The organism is Sivoneniella epilithica UHCC 1019, from assembly GCF_040830845.1.
In the GTDB taxonomy this organism is placed as follows: Bacteria; Cyanobacteriota; Cyanobacteriia; order Leptolyngbyales; family Leptolyngbyaceae; genus ULC077BIN1.
Genome location: NZ_JBFPDP010000011.1, coordinates 107,685 through 124,000 on the forward strand (window position 1 = coordinate 107,685; position 16,316 = coordinate 124,000).

The 16,316-nt window shown below is 47.4% G+C and carries 16 protein-coding genes; 5 read left to right on the plus strand and 11 right to left on the minus strand.

The window, feature by feature from the left end:
* Window positions 1-81 precede the first annotated feature (81 nt).
* Both AB3R30_RS09445 and AB3R30_RS09450 read right to left on the minus strand, forming a co-directional pair.
* Window positions 82-1,569 (minus strand): glycosyl hydrolase family 57, encoded by a 1,488-nt coding sequence (locus AB3R30_RS09445; protein ID WP_458648925.1) that lies wholly within the window; start codon window positions 1,567-1,569, stop codon window positions 82-84.
* Between the two features lie 5 nt (window positions 1,570-1,574).
* Window positions 1,575-2,015 carry a peptidylprolyl isomerase gene (locus tag AB3R30_RS09450; protein ID WP_458648926.1) on the minus strand — a complete coding sequence of 147 codons (441 nt, stop codon included), beginning with the start codon at window positions 2,013-2,015 and terminating at the stop codon, window positions 1,575-1,577.
* Between the two features lie 32 nt (window positions 2,016-2,047).
* Here AB3R30_RS09450 and AB3R30_RS09455 point away from each other — a divergent pair, with 32 nt between their 5' ends.
* Window positions 2,048-2,755 carry an HD domain-containing protein gene (locus AB3R30_RS09455; protein WP_458648927.1) on the plus strand — a complete coding sequence of 236 codons (708 nt, stop codon included), beginning with the start codon at window positions 2,048-2,050 and terminating at the stop codon, window positions 2,753-2,755.
* A 34-nt stretch (window positions 2,756-2,789) separates the two neighbouring features.
* Here the strand turns inward: AB3R30_RS09455 and AB3R30_RS09460 are convergent, their stop codons facing one another.
* The 3 genes from AB3R30_RS09460 to nadD all read right to left on the minus strand — a co-directional run bounded on the left by AB3R30_RS09460 (window position 2,790) and on the right by nadD (window position 5,248).
* Entirely contained in the window at window positions 2,790-3,257 is a 468-nt protein-coding gene (locus AB3R30_RS09460) for a TspO/MBR family protein (protein ID WP_458648928.1), read from the minus strand.
* A gap of 170 nt (window positions 3,258-3,427) precedes the next feature.
* Window positions 3,428-4,447: a type I glyceraldehyde-3-phosphate dehydrogenase gene (locus tag AB3R30_RS09465; RefSeq protein WP_458648929.1), complete on the minus strand. Its 1,020-nt coding sequence runs from the start codon at window positions 4,445-4,447 to the stop codon at window positions 3,428-3,430.
* Between the two features lie 174 nt (window positions 4,448-4,621).
* Complete coding sequence (gene nadD / locus AB3R30_RS09470) at window positions 4,622-5,248, minus strand: nicotinate (nicotinamide) nucleotide adenylyltransferase (RefSeq protein WP_458648930.1); 627 nt, start codon at window positions 5,246-5,248, stop codon at window positions 4,622-4,624.
* A 367-nt stretch (window positions 5,249-5,615) separates the two neighbouring features.
* On the opposite strand from nadD, the gene murC reads away from it, so the two are divergent.
* The 4 genes from murC (at window position 5,616) to AB3R30_RS09490 (ending at window position 9,500) form a co-directional block, all read left to right on the plus strand.
* The gene (murC, locus tag AB3R30_RS09475) at window positions 5,616-7,178 is read left to right on the plus strand and encodes a UDP-N-acetylmuramate--L-alanine ligase (protein ID WP_458648931.1); all 1,563 of its coding nucleotides are present in this window, start codon (window positions 5,616-5,618) and stop codon (window positions 7,176-7,178) included.
* A gap of 93 nt (window positions 7,179-7,271) precedes the next feature.
* Complete coding sequence (gene murB, locus AB3R30_RS09480; protein ID WP_458648932.1) at window positions 7,272-8,255, plus strand: UDP-N-acetylmuramate dehydrogenase; 984 nt, start codon at window positions 7,272-7,274, stop codon at window positions 8,253-8,255.
* Window positions 8,256-8,545: 290 nt separating this feature from the next.
* Window positions 8,546-8,890 (plus strand): YbaB/EbfC family nucleoid-associated protein, encoded by a 345-nt coding sequence (locus AB3R30_RS09485; RefSeq protein ID WP_458648933.1) that lies wholly within the window; start codon window positions 8,546-8,548, stop codon window positions 8,888-8,890.
* 127 nt (window positions 8,891-9,017) lie between these two features.
* The gene (locus tag AB3R30_RS09490) at window positions 9,018-9,500 is read left to right on the plus strand and encodes a low molecular weight protein-tyrosine-phosphatase (protein ID WP_458648934.1); all 483 of its coding nucleotides are present in this window, start codon (window positions 9,018-9,020) and stop codon (window positions 9,498-9,500) included.
* A 97-nt stretch (window positions 9,501-9,597) separates the two neighbouring features.
* Here the strand turns inward: AB3R30_RS09490 and AB3R30_RS09495 are convergent, their stop codons facing one another.
* The 6 genes from AB3R30_RS09495 to AB3R30_RS09520 all read right to left on the minus strand — a co-directional run bounded on the left by AB3R30_RS09495 (window position 9,598) and on the right by AB3R30_RS09520 (window position 16,161).
* Window positions 9,598-10,260: a response regulator transcription factor gene (locus AB3R30_RS09495; protein ID WP_458648935.1), complete on the minus strand. Its 663-nt coding sequence runs from the start codon at window positions 10,258-10,260 to the stop codon at window positions 9,598-9,600.
* Window positions 10,261-10,366: 106 nt separating this feature from the next.
* Window positions 10,367-11,287, minus strand: a complete 921-nt coding sequence (locus AB3R30_RS09500) for a hypothetical protein (RefSeq protein WP_458648936.1) — start codon at window positions 11,285-11,287, stop codon at window positions 10,367-10,369.
* A 115-nt stretch (window positions 11,288-11,402) separates the two neighbouring features.
* A complete protein-coding gene (locus AB3R30_RS09505) occupies window positions 11,403-14,330 on the minus strand; it encodes a DUF3769 domain-containing protein (protein WP_458648937.1) in 2,928 nt (975 codons plus the stop codon).
* Between the two features lie 112 nt (window positions 14,331-14,442).
* A complete protein-coding gene (locus AB3R30_RS09510) occupies window positions 14,443-14,559 on the minus strand; it encodes a photosystem II reaction center protein I (protein ID WP_458648938.1) in 117 nt (38 codons plus the stop codon).
* A 157-nt stretch (window positions 14,560-14,716) separates the two neighbouring features.
* Window positions 14,717-15,145 carry a hypothetical protein gene (locus tag AB3R30_RS09515; RefSeq protein ID WP_458648939.1) on the minus strand — a complete coding sequence of 143 codons (429 nt, stop codon included), beginning with the start codon at window positions 15,143-15,145 and terminating at the stop codon, window positions 14,717-14,719.
* A 179-nt stretch (window positions 15,146-15,324) separates the two neighbouring features.
* Window positions 15,325-16,161 (minus strand): helix-turn-helix transcriptional regulator, encoded by an 837-nt coding sequence (locus tag AB3R30_RS09520; protein ID WP_458648940.1) that lies wholly within the window; start codon window positions 16,159-16,161, stop codon window positions 15,325-15,327.
* Window positions 16,162-16,316: the final 155 nt, after the last annotated feature.

Sequence of the window (16,316 nt, forward strand, 5' to 3'; positions counted from 1 at the left end):
GTGATCTATCTCTAGAAGGAGAATCTTGTGAAGATTAGATGAGGGTGCGCTTGATTATACTCCCAATCTTTAGCCAAATCTTTAGCCAATCGCTGCCATGCCTTTCTCAAATAGAGAGCGGGCGTGATCAGTCCAGGTGCCTTGTCCCCAATAGCGGAAGCAACTGGTTTGCAGCAAAAGGTTATACAGCAAGGCTTGACGATATTCGGCGGTACGAGTAATGGATGTTTGACCGGGTTGACGGGTCGGTGAATCGAATTTTTCGTGAAACCGAGCGCTCAGTTGATTCATGGGTGTAAGAACATTTTCATAGCCTTGCACCCAACTCATGTGGCTTGTCCAAGAGGAGCCTTCCATGTGAAAGTTGGGAATTGACTGTTTGGCATCGGCGATCGCGGCTTCCACAGCTTCAGGGGTAGAACTTTCCGGTGAAACACGCTGCCAAATTTGGTGCTGTCCCACGGGTTGACAGGTAGGATAGTCTTCAGACTTCACGCCAGCCGCTTCAATCAGTTCCAGGTATTCAGTGCCCGTCATGCCCACAGTGTCGGGGTTTTGCCCCATCTCATGCCACACCTTTTTGAAGGCAGAGGGAAACTCATTCATCATCACGCCGCCATTTTCGCCATCGCTAATTTGAGTAACTAACGGAGGAATGGCAATCCCGCTGATATGGCGATCGCCCGATTGAGATTTGGCTTCGTAATAGGGCTGCATTTGGGCAACTAGCTTAGTATCTGACCCTTGAGTTTTAATCAACACCGTTAGGCTGGTCGTTTCGCCGTTGGAGTTACGCGCAATCAGACGATGGGGCAAATGTTTATCACCCAAAGATTCGCCCGTTAGGGTTTCAACGCTGTGTTCTTGGACAATCATCCAGCGATAGCCACACTCTTTCAGCGCTTTGATGAATTCATAGAGCGTATCGGGATGATTAGGTAAGTGCATTTCTGGAGGCGAAAACCCTTTAACACGGGCGATCGCGTCCCAGCCAAAAATCGCGGCAAAGTGATGCTGCCACGCTTGGATGTGTAACTTAATATCGGGAATCGGCGTAGATGGCACCACCGCATGTCCCCACATGGTGCCCAGCCATTCCACATAGGGCTGATAGGTGGGGTCGCAGGTGATGCGTTTCAGGTTATCCAGCACATCGCCGCGACCCATCTGCCGCAAACCCCAAAGCAAGTTGCCGGAATAGTCGAGCATGACACGGGGATTGCAGCCTTGCGCCACCAGTTCGGGAATGAACTCAGCCATGCGAGAGTAACACCAGGCAAAGACTCCAGCATTGTGGTTGTCGCCGTCGTTGGGATGCTCGAACATCTGCTGCAAGTTGTTGATCAATGCGCCATTCCAACCAGCAGGAATGGTAGGCTGGTGCATATGAAGGGCGATCGTGAAGGCGGATTTTATCGATCCAATCTGTAGGTTTGTCGTGGGCAAAAACACTGGAGTTGACTGATTAATAACACTTTCGAGCGCATCTTCCCAGCCCGAAATGTTTGGCAAACCCTCAATCAACTCATCTAGAACAAGGCGATCGGTCAGATTGGCGGTGACGGTCATAGGATTTATGCTTCGATTTTTACCGAAAGGATCTTGTCGTTTTGACGAATCGCATTAACGATATCCATATCGGCGGTTTTACCAAAGACTGTATGTACGCCGTCTAGGTGAGACTGGGGCGAATGGCAAATGAAAAACTGACTGCCACCCGTATTTTTTCCAGCATGTGCCATGGAAAGTGAGCCTGCCTCATGCAAATTCGGATTAATTTCACACTTGATTTTGTAGCCTGGTCCGCCCGTTCCCGGCATCCCTGTTGCGCCAGCGCGAGTGTTTGGGCAACCTCCCTGCACCATAAAATCGGAGAGAACGCGATGAAACGCTAGCCCATCATAAAAGCCGCTGTTTGCTAGCTCAACAAAGTTTTTAACGGTGTTAGGGGCATCTTGGTCAAAGAGTTCTAGATGAATGGTGCCCTTATCGGTTTCCATAATGGCGCGGGTCATAACTGTCTCCTAAGAACCTGAATCAAAACATTATGATCCTATCAGTGTTAGGGCGATCGCTTCGTCTATCCAACTGCCTATCCGCAACTCAATCGTATCTTGATAAAATGACACTTCCCGCGATCGCGCCATGCTCAACAAGATGGCAAAAAACCTGGCAACAACTCGGTATAAATGGCAGCGAAACCCTCTATGCACGGCTTTGTGCTTGCTATGCCGAACCCCATCGCCACTATCACACGCTCCACCATTTACAGGAGTGCTTCACTCACTTCGAGCAAATTCGAGAGTATGCAGACCATCCCGCAGCAGTGGAGCTTGCTATCTGGTTTCATGATGCCATCTATGAAACGACCCGCAAAGACAACGAAGCGAAAAGCGCTGAATGGGCACGGGCAAGCGCGATCGCCCATGGCTTACCCGAAGAAATTGGGGCGCATGTTGACTCATTGATTATGGTAACGAAGCACGATATAGAGCCTACTAACCGAGATGCTGAAGTGTTAGTCGATGTGGATTTAGGAATTTTGGCGGCGACACCAGAGCGGTTTGATCGCTATGAGCGGCAAGTAAGGGCTGAGTACTCCTGGGTGCCGGAGCCGATTTATCGACAGGAGCGGGGTAAGATCTTGCAAGCATTCCTAGGGCGATCGCAGATCTATTCAACTCCTCCGTTTCATCAGCACTATGAAACTAAAGCACGACAAAATCTTATTCGTTCTTTAGCAAAACTGACCTAAACCCTCGAAATATATGGTTTTCTAGAGTGCTTTCTCAATCACCACTGAGTTGATACATCGCCCAGGTCGTATAAGTGCCGATCGGACTCCAGAGTAAATAAGGCACTAGCAACCAAAACGCTGGATTAGAAATGGGGTGCACCAAGAACGCCAAGATTAAGCCGAGGATAAAGCCAATACCGCCTACGATTGTGCCTGCTTTGAGGTTGCGGAGGCGAATAGTGACGGGCGAGTAGGCAATAATAACAATTTCTAGTAACAAATAAAATGCCATAAGCCACCAAGTTTCCTCAGTGCCGGGGTTCGCTTCCCATACGAGATAAGCTGACCAAACCCCACAAATTAAAATAACTGTCCAGATAACGGGAATTAGACCTTCAAAGGTTAACCATTTAGGGCGCTGTAACTGGCGAAACCAGCGAATATCATCTGGTTTAAGAATATTTCCTGAAAATGCAACCGCGATCGCCACTGCCCCAATCACCATCCATGATCTAATCATGTTGAATCCTTACCTGCTCACACGCTGGCAAGAATACCAGCAATTTACAAATATTGTGGCAAGCGATCGCCTTTTTGCAATCAATCGTTAGTTACATAAAAAGGGGCAGTCGGTTAGACTTACCCCCCTAAATGCGAGTTACTTCTACTTTTTATCAGACTTAAAAGAGCTTAAGCAGCCCACTTTTGAGCCACGATTTCAGCCAAATCTACAACCCGCTGACTGTAGCCCCATTCGTTGTCATACCAAGCGATCACTTTTACCAAGTCTCCGCCCATCACGATGGTCAAATCCGCATCGATGATTGCCGATTCAAAGGTGCCTGCATGATCGCTGGAAACAAGCGGCAAATCACAATATTTGAGAATACCTTTCATCGAACCTTCAGCTGCATTTTTCAAAACTTCGTTCACCTGCTCGGCGATCGTGGGCTTTTCAACTTGAATCACCAAGTCAACAATCGACACATTGGGAGTGGGAACCCGTAAGGCAATGCCATTGAGCTTCCCAGCTAGTTCAGGCAGAACCAGAGCCACGGCTTTAGCTGCGCCTGTTGAAGTTGGGACAATGTTGATCGCGGCGGCTCGTGCCCGTCTTAAGTCACGGTGGCTAGCATCAAGCAAGCGCTGGTCGCCCGTATAACTGTGGGTGGTCGTCATTGTGCCTTTGATGATGCCAAAGTTATCGTTTAGCACCTTGGCAACGGGAGCGAGGCAGTTAGTGGTGCAGCTTGCGTTGCTAATGATATTGTGCTTGGTATGGTCGTAGTCAAGATGATTCACACCGACTACAAACGTTCCATCGTCACCTTTTCCAGGAGCCGTGATCAGCACCTTTTTGGCACCTGCTTTGAGATGTTTAGATGCCCCTTCCTTGCTGATGAAAACCCCTGTAGATTCGATGATCAGGTCAATATCCCACTCTTTCCAGGGTAGATTTTCGGGGTTGCGATCGGAGGTACATTTAATAACTTTTCCATTCACCGTAATACTGTTGTCATCGGCATCAATTTGAACGCTTTCGTCCATTTTGCCGAGCATTGAGTCGTATCGCAGGAGGTGGGCATTTGTTCTAGGGTCAGATGTGTCGTTGATGGCAACGAGGTCAATTAGACTGTTCTCTCTGCCTAGCCAGCAGCGCATGAAGTTGCGCCCAATACGTCCGAAGCCGTTAATCGCTACTCTAATCACTGCGTCTTGCCCTCATTAAATAAATCTTAGTTATTAAGAAAATCATAAGATGGGAGGTGATCCCAGTGCAACAATATACTTCGATACTTTGAGCTAAAAGCGTTGAGCCAAAACACTTCCAAGACTTAATGAATTTGTTTGGGAAGTCAAAATTTTTCCTCTAAAAAGGCTAGATTAGGCTGAAACCGATAATTTTGTGGTGAGATAGTGTCGTACTGAGTCGGGAACCAGATAGCGCAGCGATCGCCCTTCATGCCAATAGTCTCGAATGATGCTGGAGGAAATTCCAACCTGGGGCATATTTAGCAACTGCCAATGGAAAGAAATTTTCTGCTGGATAAAATGCTCGGCAACTTGCTGACAGAGTGTGGAACTATTTTGAGTAGTTCTAGGGGCAACCAACCATGTACATTGAGCAGCAATAGTGGTGCTTTTATACCAGTGAGGGAGAGATTGAAAAGCATCTAAGCCAATAATCCAATGCCAATCAGATTTTGGGTGCAAGGCTTCTAACTTCAGCAGGGTGGTCAATGCATAGGAATTGCCGTGCTGCTGTTCTATATCAGAAACCCAAAATGCAGGATGGGGCGCGATCGCCTGTCTCACCATTTCCAATCGGTGTTCAAATCCTAATAGCTCGACTGATTTATGAGACGGGCGGAACGTTGGCACCCAAATAACACCTGTTAATTCAAACTGATCAAGGGCAGCTTCAGCGACTAAAAGATGCCCCCAATGGATTGGGTTAAAGGTTCCCCCAAAAATTCCTATTTTTAGGTTTGATTTGGGTAAAGGTTTCACAACTAAAAGCCAGTTCAGGATTAAAGGAATTCACTTTTCAAACCCTACTGTACTTTGCAGAAAATGAAGAGGTGCTGCCAGAAATCAACTGACAAAATCGTCTTGTGTAGGCTGTCAAAAAAAGTTTTCACTAAAAAAATCTGGAAAAGTCTGACCTGATCAAGAAGCTTCAGCAGGGGAGAGCAGAGAGTTTTGTCTAGAAAAAGTTTTCGAGTAAAAGAATGAAAACCTGTAGGGGGTGATATAACTTTCAGGACAGCAATCAATTGGCTATTAATCTTTTTGAAGACATTAATATAGGTATGCTGAAAAGATTATTCCTGATATGATAGCGCGTGTTATTGGTGTGGTTTGTGAGGATACTACGATGCCGGTTTCTATAGACTTAAGCGGCAAGCCTTTCCACTTTATTGGTGTAGGTGGGATCGGCATGTCAGCCCTGGCATATGTTTTGGCAAAGCGAAATTTGCCGGTGTCAGGGTCAGATCTTCGCCTTAGCCACATTACTCAGCGTCTACAAGAAAACGGAATTCATATTTTTTGGAGTCAAGATCCGAGTAATTTGGAGTTTTTTCAGTCGAGTCCTGCTGTTGAAGCGATCTCATCAGTCGTTACTGGAGCCACTTCCGCACCTCATCCTTCTGGTTCTGCTAAACAGGCTGCATCGAAACGGAGTCCAACGTTAGATACGCAATCAGAAGATACTCGATCAGATACGCTTCCCCAAGTCATTTGCTCTACCGCGATTCAATCCGCTAATTTGGAATATCAAGCAGCCTGTGACTTGGGATGTCCGATCTACCATCGCTCTGATGTGCTAGCTGCCCTGATTCGCGAATATCGAGGAATTGCGATCGCGGGAACCCATGGCAAAACCACTACCAGTAGTTTAGTGGGCTATATGTTGTTGCAGGCAGGTTTAGATCCAACCATTGTGATTGGGGGCGAAGTGAATGCTTGGCAGGGCAACGCCCATGTGGGTAAGGGTCCTTATCTAGTGGCAGAAGCCGACGAATCAGATGGGTCGTTAGTCAAACTCGCTTCAGAAATTGGTGTGATTACCAACATTGAACTAGACCACATTGATCATTACGACAGTTTGGAAGAGGTGATTGAAACGTTTCAAACCTTCAAGGCTAACTGCAAAACGTTGATTGGCAGCTATGATTGCCCAATCGTGCGCGATCGCCTGACTCCTTCAATTACCTATAGCCTAGACCCACAAGCAAACGCAACCTATACGGTTGATTGTATCTCTCATCGAGGCGGCAGCACGGCTAGAGTTTGGGAACGAGGAGTCATTTTAGGACAGTTGAACGTCAAATTATTGGGTCGCCACAATCTTAGCAATGCCCTTGCAGCCGTGGCAGTTGGGCGATTATTGGGTCTGAGTTTTTCAACGATTTCTCAAGCGATCGCGACCTTTGAAGGCGCTCGTCGTCGGTTTGAGCATCGCGGTGAATACAATAGCATCCTGTTTGTAGATGACTACGCCCATCACCCCAGCGAGCTTCAGGCAACCCTCGCGGCAGCACGGCTTAAGGTGCAGGAGTCAGGCTCTCCCTTTAAGCGAATTGTGGCAATCTTTCAGCCTCATCGCTACAGCCGCACCCAAGCGTTTTTATCGGAATTTGCCGCATCCTTTTCAAATGCAGATGTCGTGGTGATTAGCGATATTTACAGCGCTGGCGAGTTAAAACCTGCTGACCTGAATGGTGAAACTCTAGCCACTTTGATTGCTGATCATCACGATAAAGTCTTCTACCGCGCTTCTATCCAAGCCATCCATCAATTCTTGGTCGAAAATCTGCGCCCAGGAGACCTTGCGCTATTTATGGGAGCCGGAAACTTAAATCAGATTATTCCAGACGTGATGGTTTCGCACCAAAAACTAGAGCAAGAACTATCACATTGGCGTAATCACGCTTAATCCTGAGAGACAGCTTAAGGCTCAGGAGCATCAGGGTCACATTGCCATTGAAATTCATAGGATTCTGGTACAGGGCATTCATTTTAACTAGTCATGACTCTTTCTTACGATCCTCCTAAATTAACCAGCGTGAAGCGCTCAACTTTCACTCCTCAATCTATCCTAAAACCGTCTACTTACCAGATTCGTCTACCTGGAACTGATGGGTTGATCAAAGCCCACATTCCCTTAGCCACGCTGACTTCTTTTCGAGTCGGAGGTCCCGCAGAATGGTACGTGGCTCCTCGAACTTCTGAAGAATTACAGGCTAGTTTTGAGTGGGCACGGGTTGAAGGATTGCCTATCACATTGCTAGGAGCAGGGTCTAATTTACTCATTAGCGATCGCGGCTTATCCGGGCTAGTGATTGGTACTCGTCGTCTTCGACAAATTCAATTTGACTCTGCCACCGGACAGGTGACCGTGGGCGCAGGCGAACCCCTACCGCGACTTGCTTGGAAAGTGGCAGATCAAGGATGGCAAGGGCTGGAATGGGCAGTGGGTATTCCTGGAACCGTGGGAGGAGCCGTTGTCATGAATGCTGGCGCTCATGGAGGCTGCACGGCTGATTCATTGCTCAATGCCCACGTCCTCCTACCGGATGGCACAACACGAATTTTCACCCCCAACGAGTTAGGCTACGCTTACCGCACATCCATTTTGCAAGGTAAAAACTGGCTAGTAACCCAAGCAACCTTCCAGTTAAAGCCCGGTGCCGACCCTGCCCAGGTCAATGCAGAAACCTCTATTCATCTAAATCAGCGCCGCGCTACCCAGCCCTATCATTTGCCAAGCTGCGGCAGTGTTTTCCGCAATCCCCATCATTACAAAGCCGGTTGGCTGATTGAGCAGGTCGGACTCAAAGGCTATCAAATTGGCGGCGCTCAAATCGCCCAGCGTCATGCAAATTTTATCCTGAATTGCGGCAGTGCCAACGCAAACGATATTTTTCAACTGATTTGCTATGCTCAGCAAGCCGTGAATCATCGGTGGAACCTTTGGCTAGAACCAGAGGTGCAAATTTTGGGTAAATTTTAGTTTGATCCGATCAAAACTATTTAGTCAAAAGCAAGAGTGAGATTTTGGGCGTTGCTGAATCTAGATATGAAATTCGTAGGGGCAATCCCTTGTGGTTGACCTTATCCCAGCAAGGGTAGGCACAAGGCACTACCCCTACCAATGAAAATCATGTCTGCATTCAGCAATGCCAGATTTTGTTATTTTCGACCGATTTTTCCACAAAAGATTGGAGAAAATAAACCAGCTTGGTATAGCAGTGCCATAATAAAACTGCTGTTTGTTTTGAACCCATACTTCATTAAAGCGTTATGTCACAAGGACAAGGATTTGGCTTCGGACTAGGCAAAATGAAAGAACTAGCCGAGGCTTTTAAAAAAGCTCAGCAAGTTCAAGAAGGAGCTAAAAAGCTTCAAGAAGAGCTTGAGGAAATGGAGATTGAAGGGGAAGCCCAAGGTGGGCTTGTGAAGGTGGTTCTGAGTGGCAACCAGGAACCCATTCGCGTCGTGATTTCACCCGATGTTTTGACTGAAGGCTCAGAGGTTGTTTCCGATTTAGTCACAGCTGCCATGAAAGATGCTTACCGAAAATCGACTGAGATGATGCGTGAAAAGATGGAAGAATTGACGGGCGGACTGAACCTGCCGGGTCTATAACTTTGATTTGATCCTGCCTTAGCAAGGTTTGGGAGGGCGCGATCGCGAATTTTGCAAGATTCATTTGAAACCGGGAAAATTTAAAACTGTCCCGGTTTTGTCTTCGTTAACTTAATCCACGTACTTTATGTCCTACAAACTGCTGTTTGTCTGCTTAGGGAATATTTGTCGTTCTCCTGCGGCAGAAAACATCATGAATCATTTAATTGAGCAAAACAATCTCACTGAGCAGATTATTTGTGGTTCAGCAGGCACTTCTAGCTATCATATCGGCGCGCCACCCGACCCCCGAATAAGCCTTGCCGCCACTCAGCGGGGCATTGCGATGAAAGGCTGCGCTCGGCAATTTACTAAAGCAGATTTTGATGCGTTTGACCTGATTCTGGCAATGGATCGAGAGAACTATGCCAATATTTGCAGCCTTGATCCCACTGGGAAATATCGGGAAAAAGTTCGTCTAATGTGCGATTTCTGCACTTATCACACCCTCAAAGAAGTTCCTGATCCCTATTATGGCGGCGTAGATGGCTTTAACCAAGTAATTGAGTTATTACAAGATGCTTGTCTAGGGCTGCTGACCCATGTAAAGTCCCAGCTAAAAGCGGGATGAAGGTGCGGGGTGCGGAAAAAAGTTTTGAGTTTTGAGTTCAGAAATGTAAGAAAGTTGTGAGTTTTCTGATCCTTGTTATTTACTCCTCAGCACTTTGCTACACCAAATGATTGTCGATCGCAAACCTCATTAACTCAGCACGATTGCTAGTATTTGTTTTGTCGAGGAGGCTGCTGACATATTTTTCAACGGTGCGCGGACTCAGATGCAGGTGATCGCCAATTTGTGCATTGGATAGCCCATCTGATAACAGCAGCACCACTTCTTGTTCACGCTTGGTCAACTTAACCTCGATCTTTGCAAGAGCAGCCCGATTCATTGTTTGCATTGCTGCATGATCAGCAGAACTAGGAAGTGATGAGCGCGATCGCCACTCCATTTCAATCATTTGTAGCCGTTCTAGCAAATGGCGCACCACTGCACCTAGCTCTTGCAGTTCAAACGGCTTAGGTAAATAAACATCGCACCCTAACTGATAGCCACGGATGCGTTCATGAGTTTCGGTGCGAGCCGTCAAAAATATAACCGGAAGCAACCGAAATGCTGGCTGTTGACGAACCTGTCGAACAAATTCGTACCCATCCATGCGTGGCATCGTCACATCCGTCACAATCAAATGAGGCTGAAATTTTTCAACCATGGTTAATGCTTCCTGCCCATTTTCAGCACGAAGAACGGAATAGCCCGTTGCCTCAAGGTAGTCGCCAATCGATAGGCGCGTTCCTAAATCATCATCAGCAACCAAAATTGTCAATGGCATGGGCAAAAGTCAATGGCATGGGCAAAAGTCAATGGCAGCATTGCTAACCCCTAAAGTATGTCATGCCGCTTGAAAAGAATCGCTGTTGCTGCCCGATTTCTCTGGTTTAGTCTTCAAACCAACTGGCGCGCCATGCATCTTGGGCGGCAGCGATCGCATATTCCCGTTGTTTTTTGCGATAGTCTTGCCCTAGCTTTTTCAATCGAGCAGTCAATTCTCTAATTTTGCTCCGAGCCGCCATCGTTGGGGTGTCTGCAAATTCAATTTCTACTAATCGCAGATGAATCGCTAACACTTGCAAAAGGTCGGGAGCTTTTCCCTCTTCTTCATCCCTTGTCTCTGCATTATTGACAGCTTCCACTAACACATTCAGTAAATTGGGCGATCGCGGCACTCCATCCGCCAGTTCTGTTTTACTAGCATGTTGCAATAGTGCATCAGGCAGTTGACCGGGTAAGATATTCGCCTGCTGAAACAATCGATTGGTTTGATGAGAAATGGCGGCTAGTTCCCTATTAATCCCTTGTTCAATGCCAATTTGCCATTGAACCAATCGCGCTAGAGGAAGCGGTATTTCTTGGGGTGCAGATTGTTCGACAGTTGAGTGAACAGTTGAGTGAGTAGACCCTAAATCATCGCTATTAGCAAGTATTTCCTCTAATGGGGGTTGTAGCTGCGCCTCTAGGAAGGAACTACTTTGCGAGATCGTGGGCGGTTCCAAATCTTCTAAAGGTTTCTCTCGCTGAGATGAACGTAACTGCTCCAAAAGCTTGGCTTGGGCTTGTTTTGCCAAATCTCGTAATCCTTGCTGTAATTCTTGCCGTTGGCTAACCGATAAACCTAAAAACTGCTGCGGATAGCCTTGAGTGCAAACTTGATACGCCGCCAAAACATGCTGTTTTCGCACAGCTTGCCCCAACGCTGACAGATAGTCTGCGTAAGCATTTTGAAACGCCTCCGCTAGCGTTGACACGGCTCGATCGAGTAGAGCCATCTCTTGTTGAATGTGTTCAACGGAATTGGTCATAATCTTCACAACTTGCTGGAGGCTCTTTTAGAATAGTTGCTACGGCAAAAAACTGATGATAAAACCGCTCCATTTTCCCACTGAAAATTTCCACTTAACACTCAAAAATTAATACTCAAAAACTTGAGGGTTGTGTTACGCCACCATCCACCGGAGTAACCCCCGTTCCAGAAAAGGGATCGGCTGTTCCAGTCCAGTTAAAGTCGCTAATCCGAAGGGTAATGGAACCAATTTCTAATACTGGGTTATATCGCAAAATAACGCCATAGGTGCGACGGCTATACTCCAAAAAATAATCTGTACTAATAGGATCGGTGGTGTCCAAGCTAATTGCTGTACTGAATCCGGCGCGAAATGGACCATAAATCTGCTGAATGAATGAGATAGCCACGACACGAGTATCCACTACTCGGTCAAACAGAAAAGGAGATTCACCACTCCCGATCGCTTGACTGTAGGAAACGCTAAAGGCAGTGTAGTCTAAGAAATCACGGGAAAAATGCCCAAATTGCCCTCCCAGCCCCGCAACGGCAAATAAGTTTTGCTGAACATCACCGCTTGTATAGTTGCTATAGACTCCGCGCAGAGATACATTGAAGTTGACATAGGGCACAATTGGATTTGCAGTGAAGCGAAGACCTTGATCGCGAGTGGCTGGCAGTGGTTTCCCTGCCCACAGAGGAAACGTTTTGCTCACTGCAACAGAGGATTGAAAACGTCCTAAATTAACCCGATTATTGGTGCTGGTGGGTGAGATCAAATTGAGGCGATCGGTGTCTGAATTGATCGATTGATAGCCCACTTGATAGTTTAAAACAACGCCCGATCGCCCCAACAAAATATTGGGAGAGATAAATACCAATCCGATGCTGCTTTGCACGGTTTGAAAGCCGAGGGAGCCGTTGAATAAGCGATCGCGATAGCTATATTCAAGCGCCAAAGTATGAGGACCAATCGGCGTATCTAAAATTTGGCGGACTCGCACACTAGCACGCAGGCTATCTTCAAACTCTGCTGGATCAAAACTGGTCAGTGCTGCCGATCCTCGTAAAAAAGTACTAGGACTCAACTCCGCATCTAACCGGGTTCTTAAACCGTAATTGTTGGGATTACCCAGCCCAAAACCACTTTGGCGACTATCAAACATTCGTTGAATGAAAATCTGAGGATACAGGGTTAAAGAGAGCTTCTGAGACTGTAAAACATTAAAAACTCCTTCTAAGTAAAGCCCACCGCGATCTTGAGCATCATAGGCAAAGCGTAATGGCGCGGCATCTCGTTGGCGACGATCTAGAACGGTACGCGAGAACAAAAATGGGAGGGAAAAGTTTTGGTCAAACACCAACCGAGGACGAGTCAGCTTGACTTCGTCTTGTAATGGAGATAGGCGCGTTAGGGTTGCTTTTTCTGCTTTGAGAACTAGTTCTGGCGGCGAAAAAGGATCATTGGTAATTTGAATATTGGTGGCAACCCAACCCTCTGGCGTGAAGTCAATCCGTTCGGCTTCAAACCGGAGACGCTTCAGTTCGCCGCCTCTGGGCAATCCTCCCGGCACACGAGTGACATCTCGTCCGGCTCCGGCTGAGATCGAAACTCCGCCAGCACCACCCGGATTTTGTAGGGGCTGTTGGGAGGTGATGCGATCGCTCGCTGGACGACCCAACACTGTCTCCGCTACGCCATCAGTAGCGGCTGGAATAGAAAGATCCGTTCCGGCGGTGGGAATATAAATATCTCCCCGTGCTTGCTGGATGCTACCAACGCCCTGAACAAAATTGAGTTCCGCCCGTTGCCCCCGCAGCACTTGCTGTCCACGGGTAAAGGCAACATTACCCTCTGCTACGGCAATCCGATTGGTTAGATTCACCTGAACGCGATCGGCATCTACTAGCCCATTCCGAAAGCGCATGATCACGTTACCTTCGGCAGTAAACACCTGATTGCGCTCGTCATAATCTAACCGATCCGCCGTGACTTCCACTGGATTAACGGTTGGGCTGGTAACGGTCTCATTAGTAATCTGCCGTGGACTTAAACTAGGCGCTGGATCGGCTGGCAGTGGATCAACAAGCGGAGCAGAATTTAGGTTTGCAGGACTCTCACTGGGCAAGGTGGGCACTGTAGGCGTATTAGACGGAAAACTATCAGATGGAGAACTGCCAGATGGAGAACTACTTGGAGGAATCAGAATTTCAGTGGGAGATTGAGGCGGTGTTGAAGCATCAGGAACTTGGGCTGTGATGCGGGGAATGATTTGACGAGGAGATCGCCTTGCTAGCCGTCTTAGATCTTTGGCGGTGAGTGATCCGATCGCATCGTAAACTTCGATTAACTGATCAAAAACAAAGGCATGATCCAGCTTTTTCATCACTGCTGCTTCAGCCGTTTGAGGCAGTTTACCGCTCACGCCCGAAATGCTGTAGGACGCATCGGGTTGAGGTATTGCGGTTTTGGCTAAGGTTTTAGCCGGGGTCTTAGCTGGGATTTTAGTTGGAGCAATGCGTGATGGCGCGATCGCGGTTGGCGGAGCGATCTTCTTCGGCGGCACTTTCGACGTAGCTCTAGATCCAACCGCTGGTTTATTTTGTTTCTTAACCTGGATGGCTCCTCTCGCCGGAGTGATCGGTTTTGGTACAGCGATCGCGTTTAGTTTAGATGAGCTATTGGCTGGCTGGCTACTCGCTGGGTTCGTCTCTAGCTTAGTCTCCGGCTTAGCAATGCTCTTGACTGATATAGATAACGGTTTGGCTATAGCTAATGGCTTGGTCACGTTCCCTGAAGATGGCACGCATTCAATCGTTTGAAGCGGTAACTTGTTTTGCAGGGGTGAGAGTGTGGATGACGCAATTCCCACAAGGGAGTCATTTTGCGGAGTCGCCGTCCTTAAATAAGAGCGTGTACTCTCAGGTGGGGCAATCGTCGGGGACACAGCGTCTGCCAGTGCGATTGCGGAGCCAGACAAAGACAATTTTGGACAGCGATTCGTCTCAGGAGCGGGGGACGAATATAAAGGCGGCAGTTCGGGGGGCACCGGATAGGGCATAGTTTAAGCAAACATTAAACGGATACAGCCAGTGGGAACTGTCTCACTGTAAAACAGGGGCAGCGGAAAACCACCGCCCCAGTGACACTTATGCGACAAAGCTAGAAATTGGCTATTCCATATCGCGGCGTTTTGGGTTACGAGATGGGTCATTAGACAAGAAGCCAAAAATAAACAGCCCTACAAAGAAGGCAACAACAATGTACACAACAATCTTGAGTGTGAGCATATAAATTCTCCGAAACTATCAAAAATACGATGGAGTGGGTGGCACGAGTCAATCGCTATTCAATCATAGTGCTTAGCGACTTTGATAAAAAAATCCTTTTTGCTAAAAAACTGTGCAGGATTTCTGAATCCTCATTTTCCAGAAAAACGATCGCTCTTTAGCACTCCAGCGAATTGAACAACTCCAGGGATTGTTTCAAAAAACCCTTCAGGCGATCGCGCACCTGATCGACCGGACTACAATTTCCCTCAAATAGCCAATTTTCAATCGTCGAAAGCCTCCACTGTTTGCCCCGATGATCAAAACCTGCCATTTCTGCCCCAATCACTTGGCGATCGCACGTTAATCCATCGGTATGAAACCGAATCTGGATCAAAATACTTCGACTTTGAAATAATCGAGAAAATCCTGGCAAATGAAACGCCAAATCGATCGACTCCGGATCAACCGATTCTCGCGTCTCCGGATCATTTGCCCAAGGCTTTAAGTCCGCCCGCGCATCGGGAAACTCAGCCTTAAATAAATTGACGATCGCGGCTATTTTACTGGCAGTTTCCAGGCTAGTTGCCTGCTCGGCTGCATTCACTCGCGGCTCCTTTCTGGCATGGAAGATGGCAAAACAGATTAATGCTGGGTTAATTAACGACAATTTACACCGCTTTGTCAAATCTGGCAGTAACTTTTATCGCAAATTAGTTTGATCCAGAATTTGATCCAAAATGAGAGTAGGCGAGGGATTTCTATGACTCAAAAAGGATACTTTTGCTATTCATAGTGTTCACAAAGCGATCTCAACTTTTGCTTGAAGCTATCGCGCACGCTGTCAGGCGACACAATCACACAATCCTCGCCATAGCGAAACACCTCTCGAATCAGCCAAAACGGATTAGTGATCCGTCGCGTCACTTGACGCATATTACCGACGAGTTCATTTGAGATGTCGTCTGGTTTTGGCTCATAGGCACGAGCTAACCAGCCTGAGAACTCTAGCTGCACCTCAATGGTGTCAAAGCTGCCGCGCCATTCTCCGCTAATTGGGAAAATCGATTGGATGCGATCGAGCCGAAAACAGCGGTTGTGCTGGAGTTCGGGTAAGCTTTGACTATCTTCGGTTTCGTCACACCAAATCTGGAGGTAATAGCGCTTTTCGTAAAATATGACTTCGGCATAGCGCACCGTGTATTCCAACATTCGACCCTGAGAATTCTGATAGAGCAGGTGAAACGTTTGCTGCTGCTCGATCAATTGATCAAGCTGAATTCGCCAGCCTTCCATCGGTTGGCTAACCTGCTGCATCAAGTCTTGGCGCATGGGAGATTTCAGATTCCCCTTTTCAATCAAAAGTGTAATTACACTTCTAGCTTCTTCCAATTGTCCAGCATCCACTAAAGCCCGAATTGCCTGCCGCAAAGCCAACACTTGGGCAGCACTCAACCCGAACGGTTGCCCGACTTCCAGTTTACCTTGAGCGATCGCGCCCACCAACCCGGACGGACTAGGATTATTGCCCCAAAAGATCTTCAGACGACGGGCGATCGCGTCTAGAGCAGCCTTTGTCCCGGTTGGCACGGAGAGCGTTAGAGTTTCTTTCTTTCTGGGCATTCTATAGGAAGAGTGAATAATGTACTTGCACTAGCAGAAAAAATGTGTAATAGTATTTTTCGTAAGTACATTTTACCTCGGATTTAAAAAGTTTAAGCAGAATTGCAAATTGAGTCTGAGCTAACGTTCTGTCAAGTCACTGCCCCTACTTTGGA

Excerpts from the sequence above, each read along its gene's own strand:
- AB3R30_RS09445 (WP_458648925.1), bottom strand. The coding sequence starts at position 1,569 with ATGACCGTCACCGCCAATCTGACCGATCGCCTTGTTCTAGATGAGTTG.
- AB3R30_RS09450 (WP_458648926.1), bottom strand. The coding sequence starts at position 2,015 with ATGACCCGCGCCATTATGGAAACCGATAAGGGCACCATTCATCTAGAA.
- AB3R30_RS09455 (WP_458648927.1), top strand. The coding sequence starts at position 2,048 with ATGATCCTATCAGTGTTAGGGCGATCGCTTCGTCTATCCAACTGCCTA.
- AB3R30_RS09460 (WP_458648928.1), bottom strand. The coding sequence starts at position 3,257 with ATGATTAGATCATGGATGGTGATTGGGGCAGTGGCGATCGCGGTTGCA.
- murC (WP_458648931.1), top strand. The coding sequence starts at position 5,616 with ATGCCGGTTTCTATAGACTTAAGCGGCAAGCCTTTCCACTTTATTGGT.
- murB (WP_458648932.1), top strand. The coding sequence starts at position 7,272 with ATGACTCTTTCTTACGATCCTCCTAAATTAACCAGCGTGAAGCGCTCA.
- AB3R30_RS09485 (WP_458648933.1), top strand. The coding sequence starts at position 8,546 with ATGTCACAAGGACAAGGATTTGGCTTCGGACTAGGCAAAATGAAAGAA.
- AB3R30_RS09490 (WP_458648934.1), top strand. The coding sequence starts at position 9,018 with ATGTCCTACAAACTGCTGTTTGTCTGCTTAGGGAATATTTGTCGTTCT.
- AB3R30_RS09495 (WP_458648935.1), bottom strand. The coding sequence starts at position 10,260 with ATGCCATTGACAATTTTGGTTGCTGATGATGATTTAGGAACGCGCCTA.
- AB3R30_RS09500 (WP_458648936.1), bottom strand. The coding sequence starts at position 11,287 with ATGACCAATTCCGTTGAACACATTCAACAAGAGATGGCTCTACTCGAT.
- AB3R30_RS09505 (WP_458648937.1), bottom strand. The coding sequence starts at position 14,330 with ATGCCCTATCCGGTGCCCCCCGAACTGCCGCCTTTATATTCGTCCCCC.
- AB3R30_RS09510 (WP_458648938.1), bottom strand. The coding sequence starts at position 14,559 with ATGCTCACACTCAAGATTGTTGTGTACATTGTTGTTGCCTTCTTTGTA.
- AB3R30_RS09520 (WP_458648940.1), bottom strand. The coding sequence starts at position 16,161 with ATGCCCAGAAAGAAAGAAACTCTAACGCTCTCCGTGCCAACCGGGACA.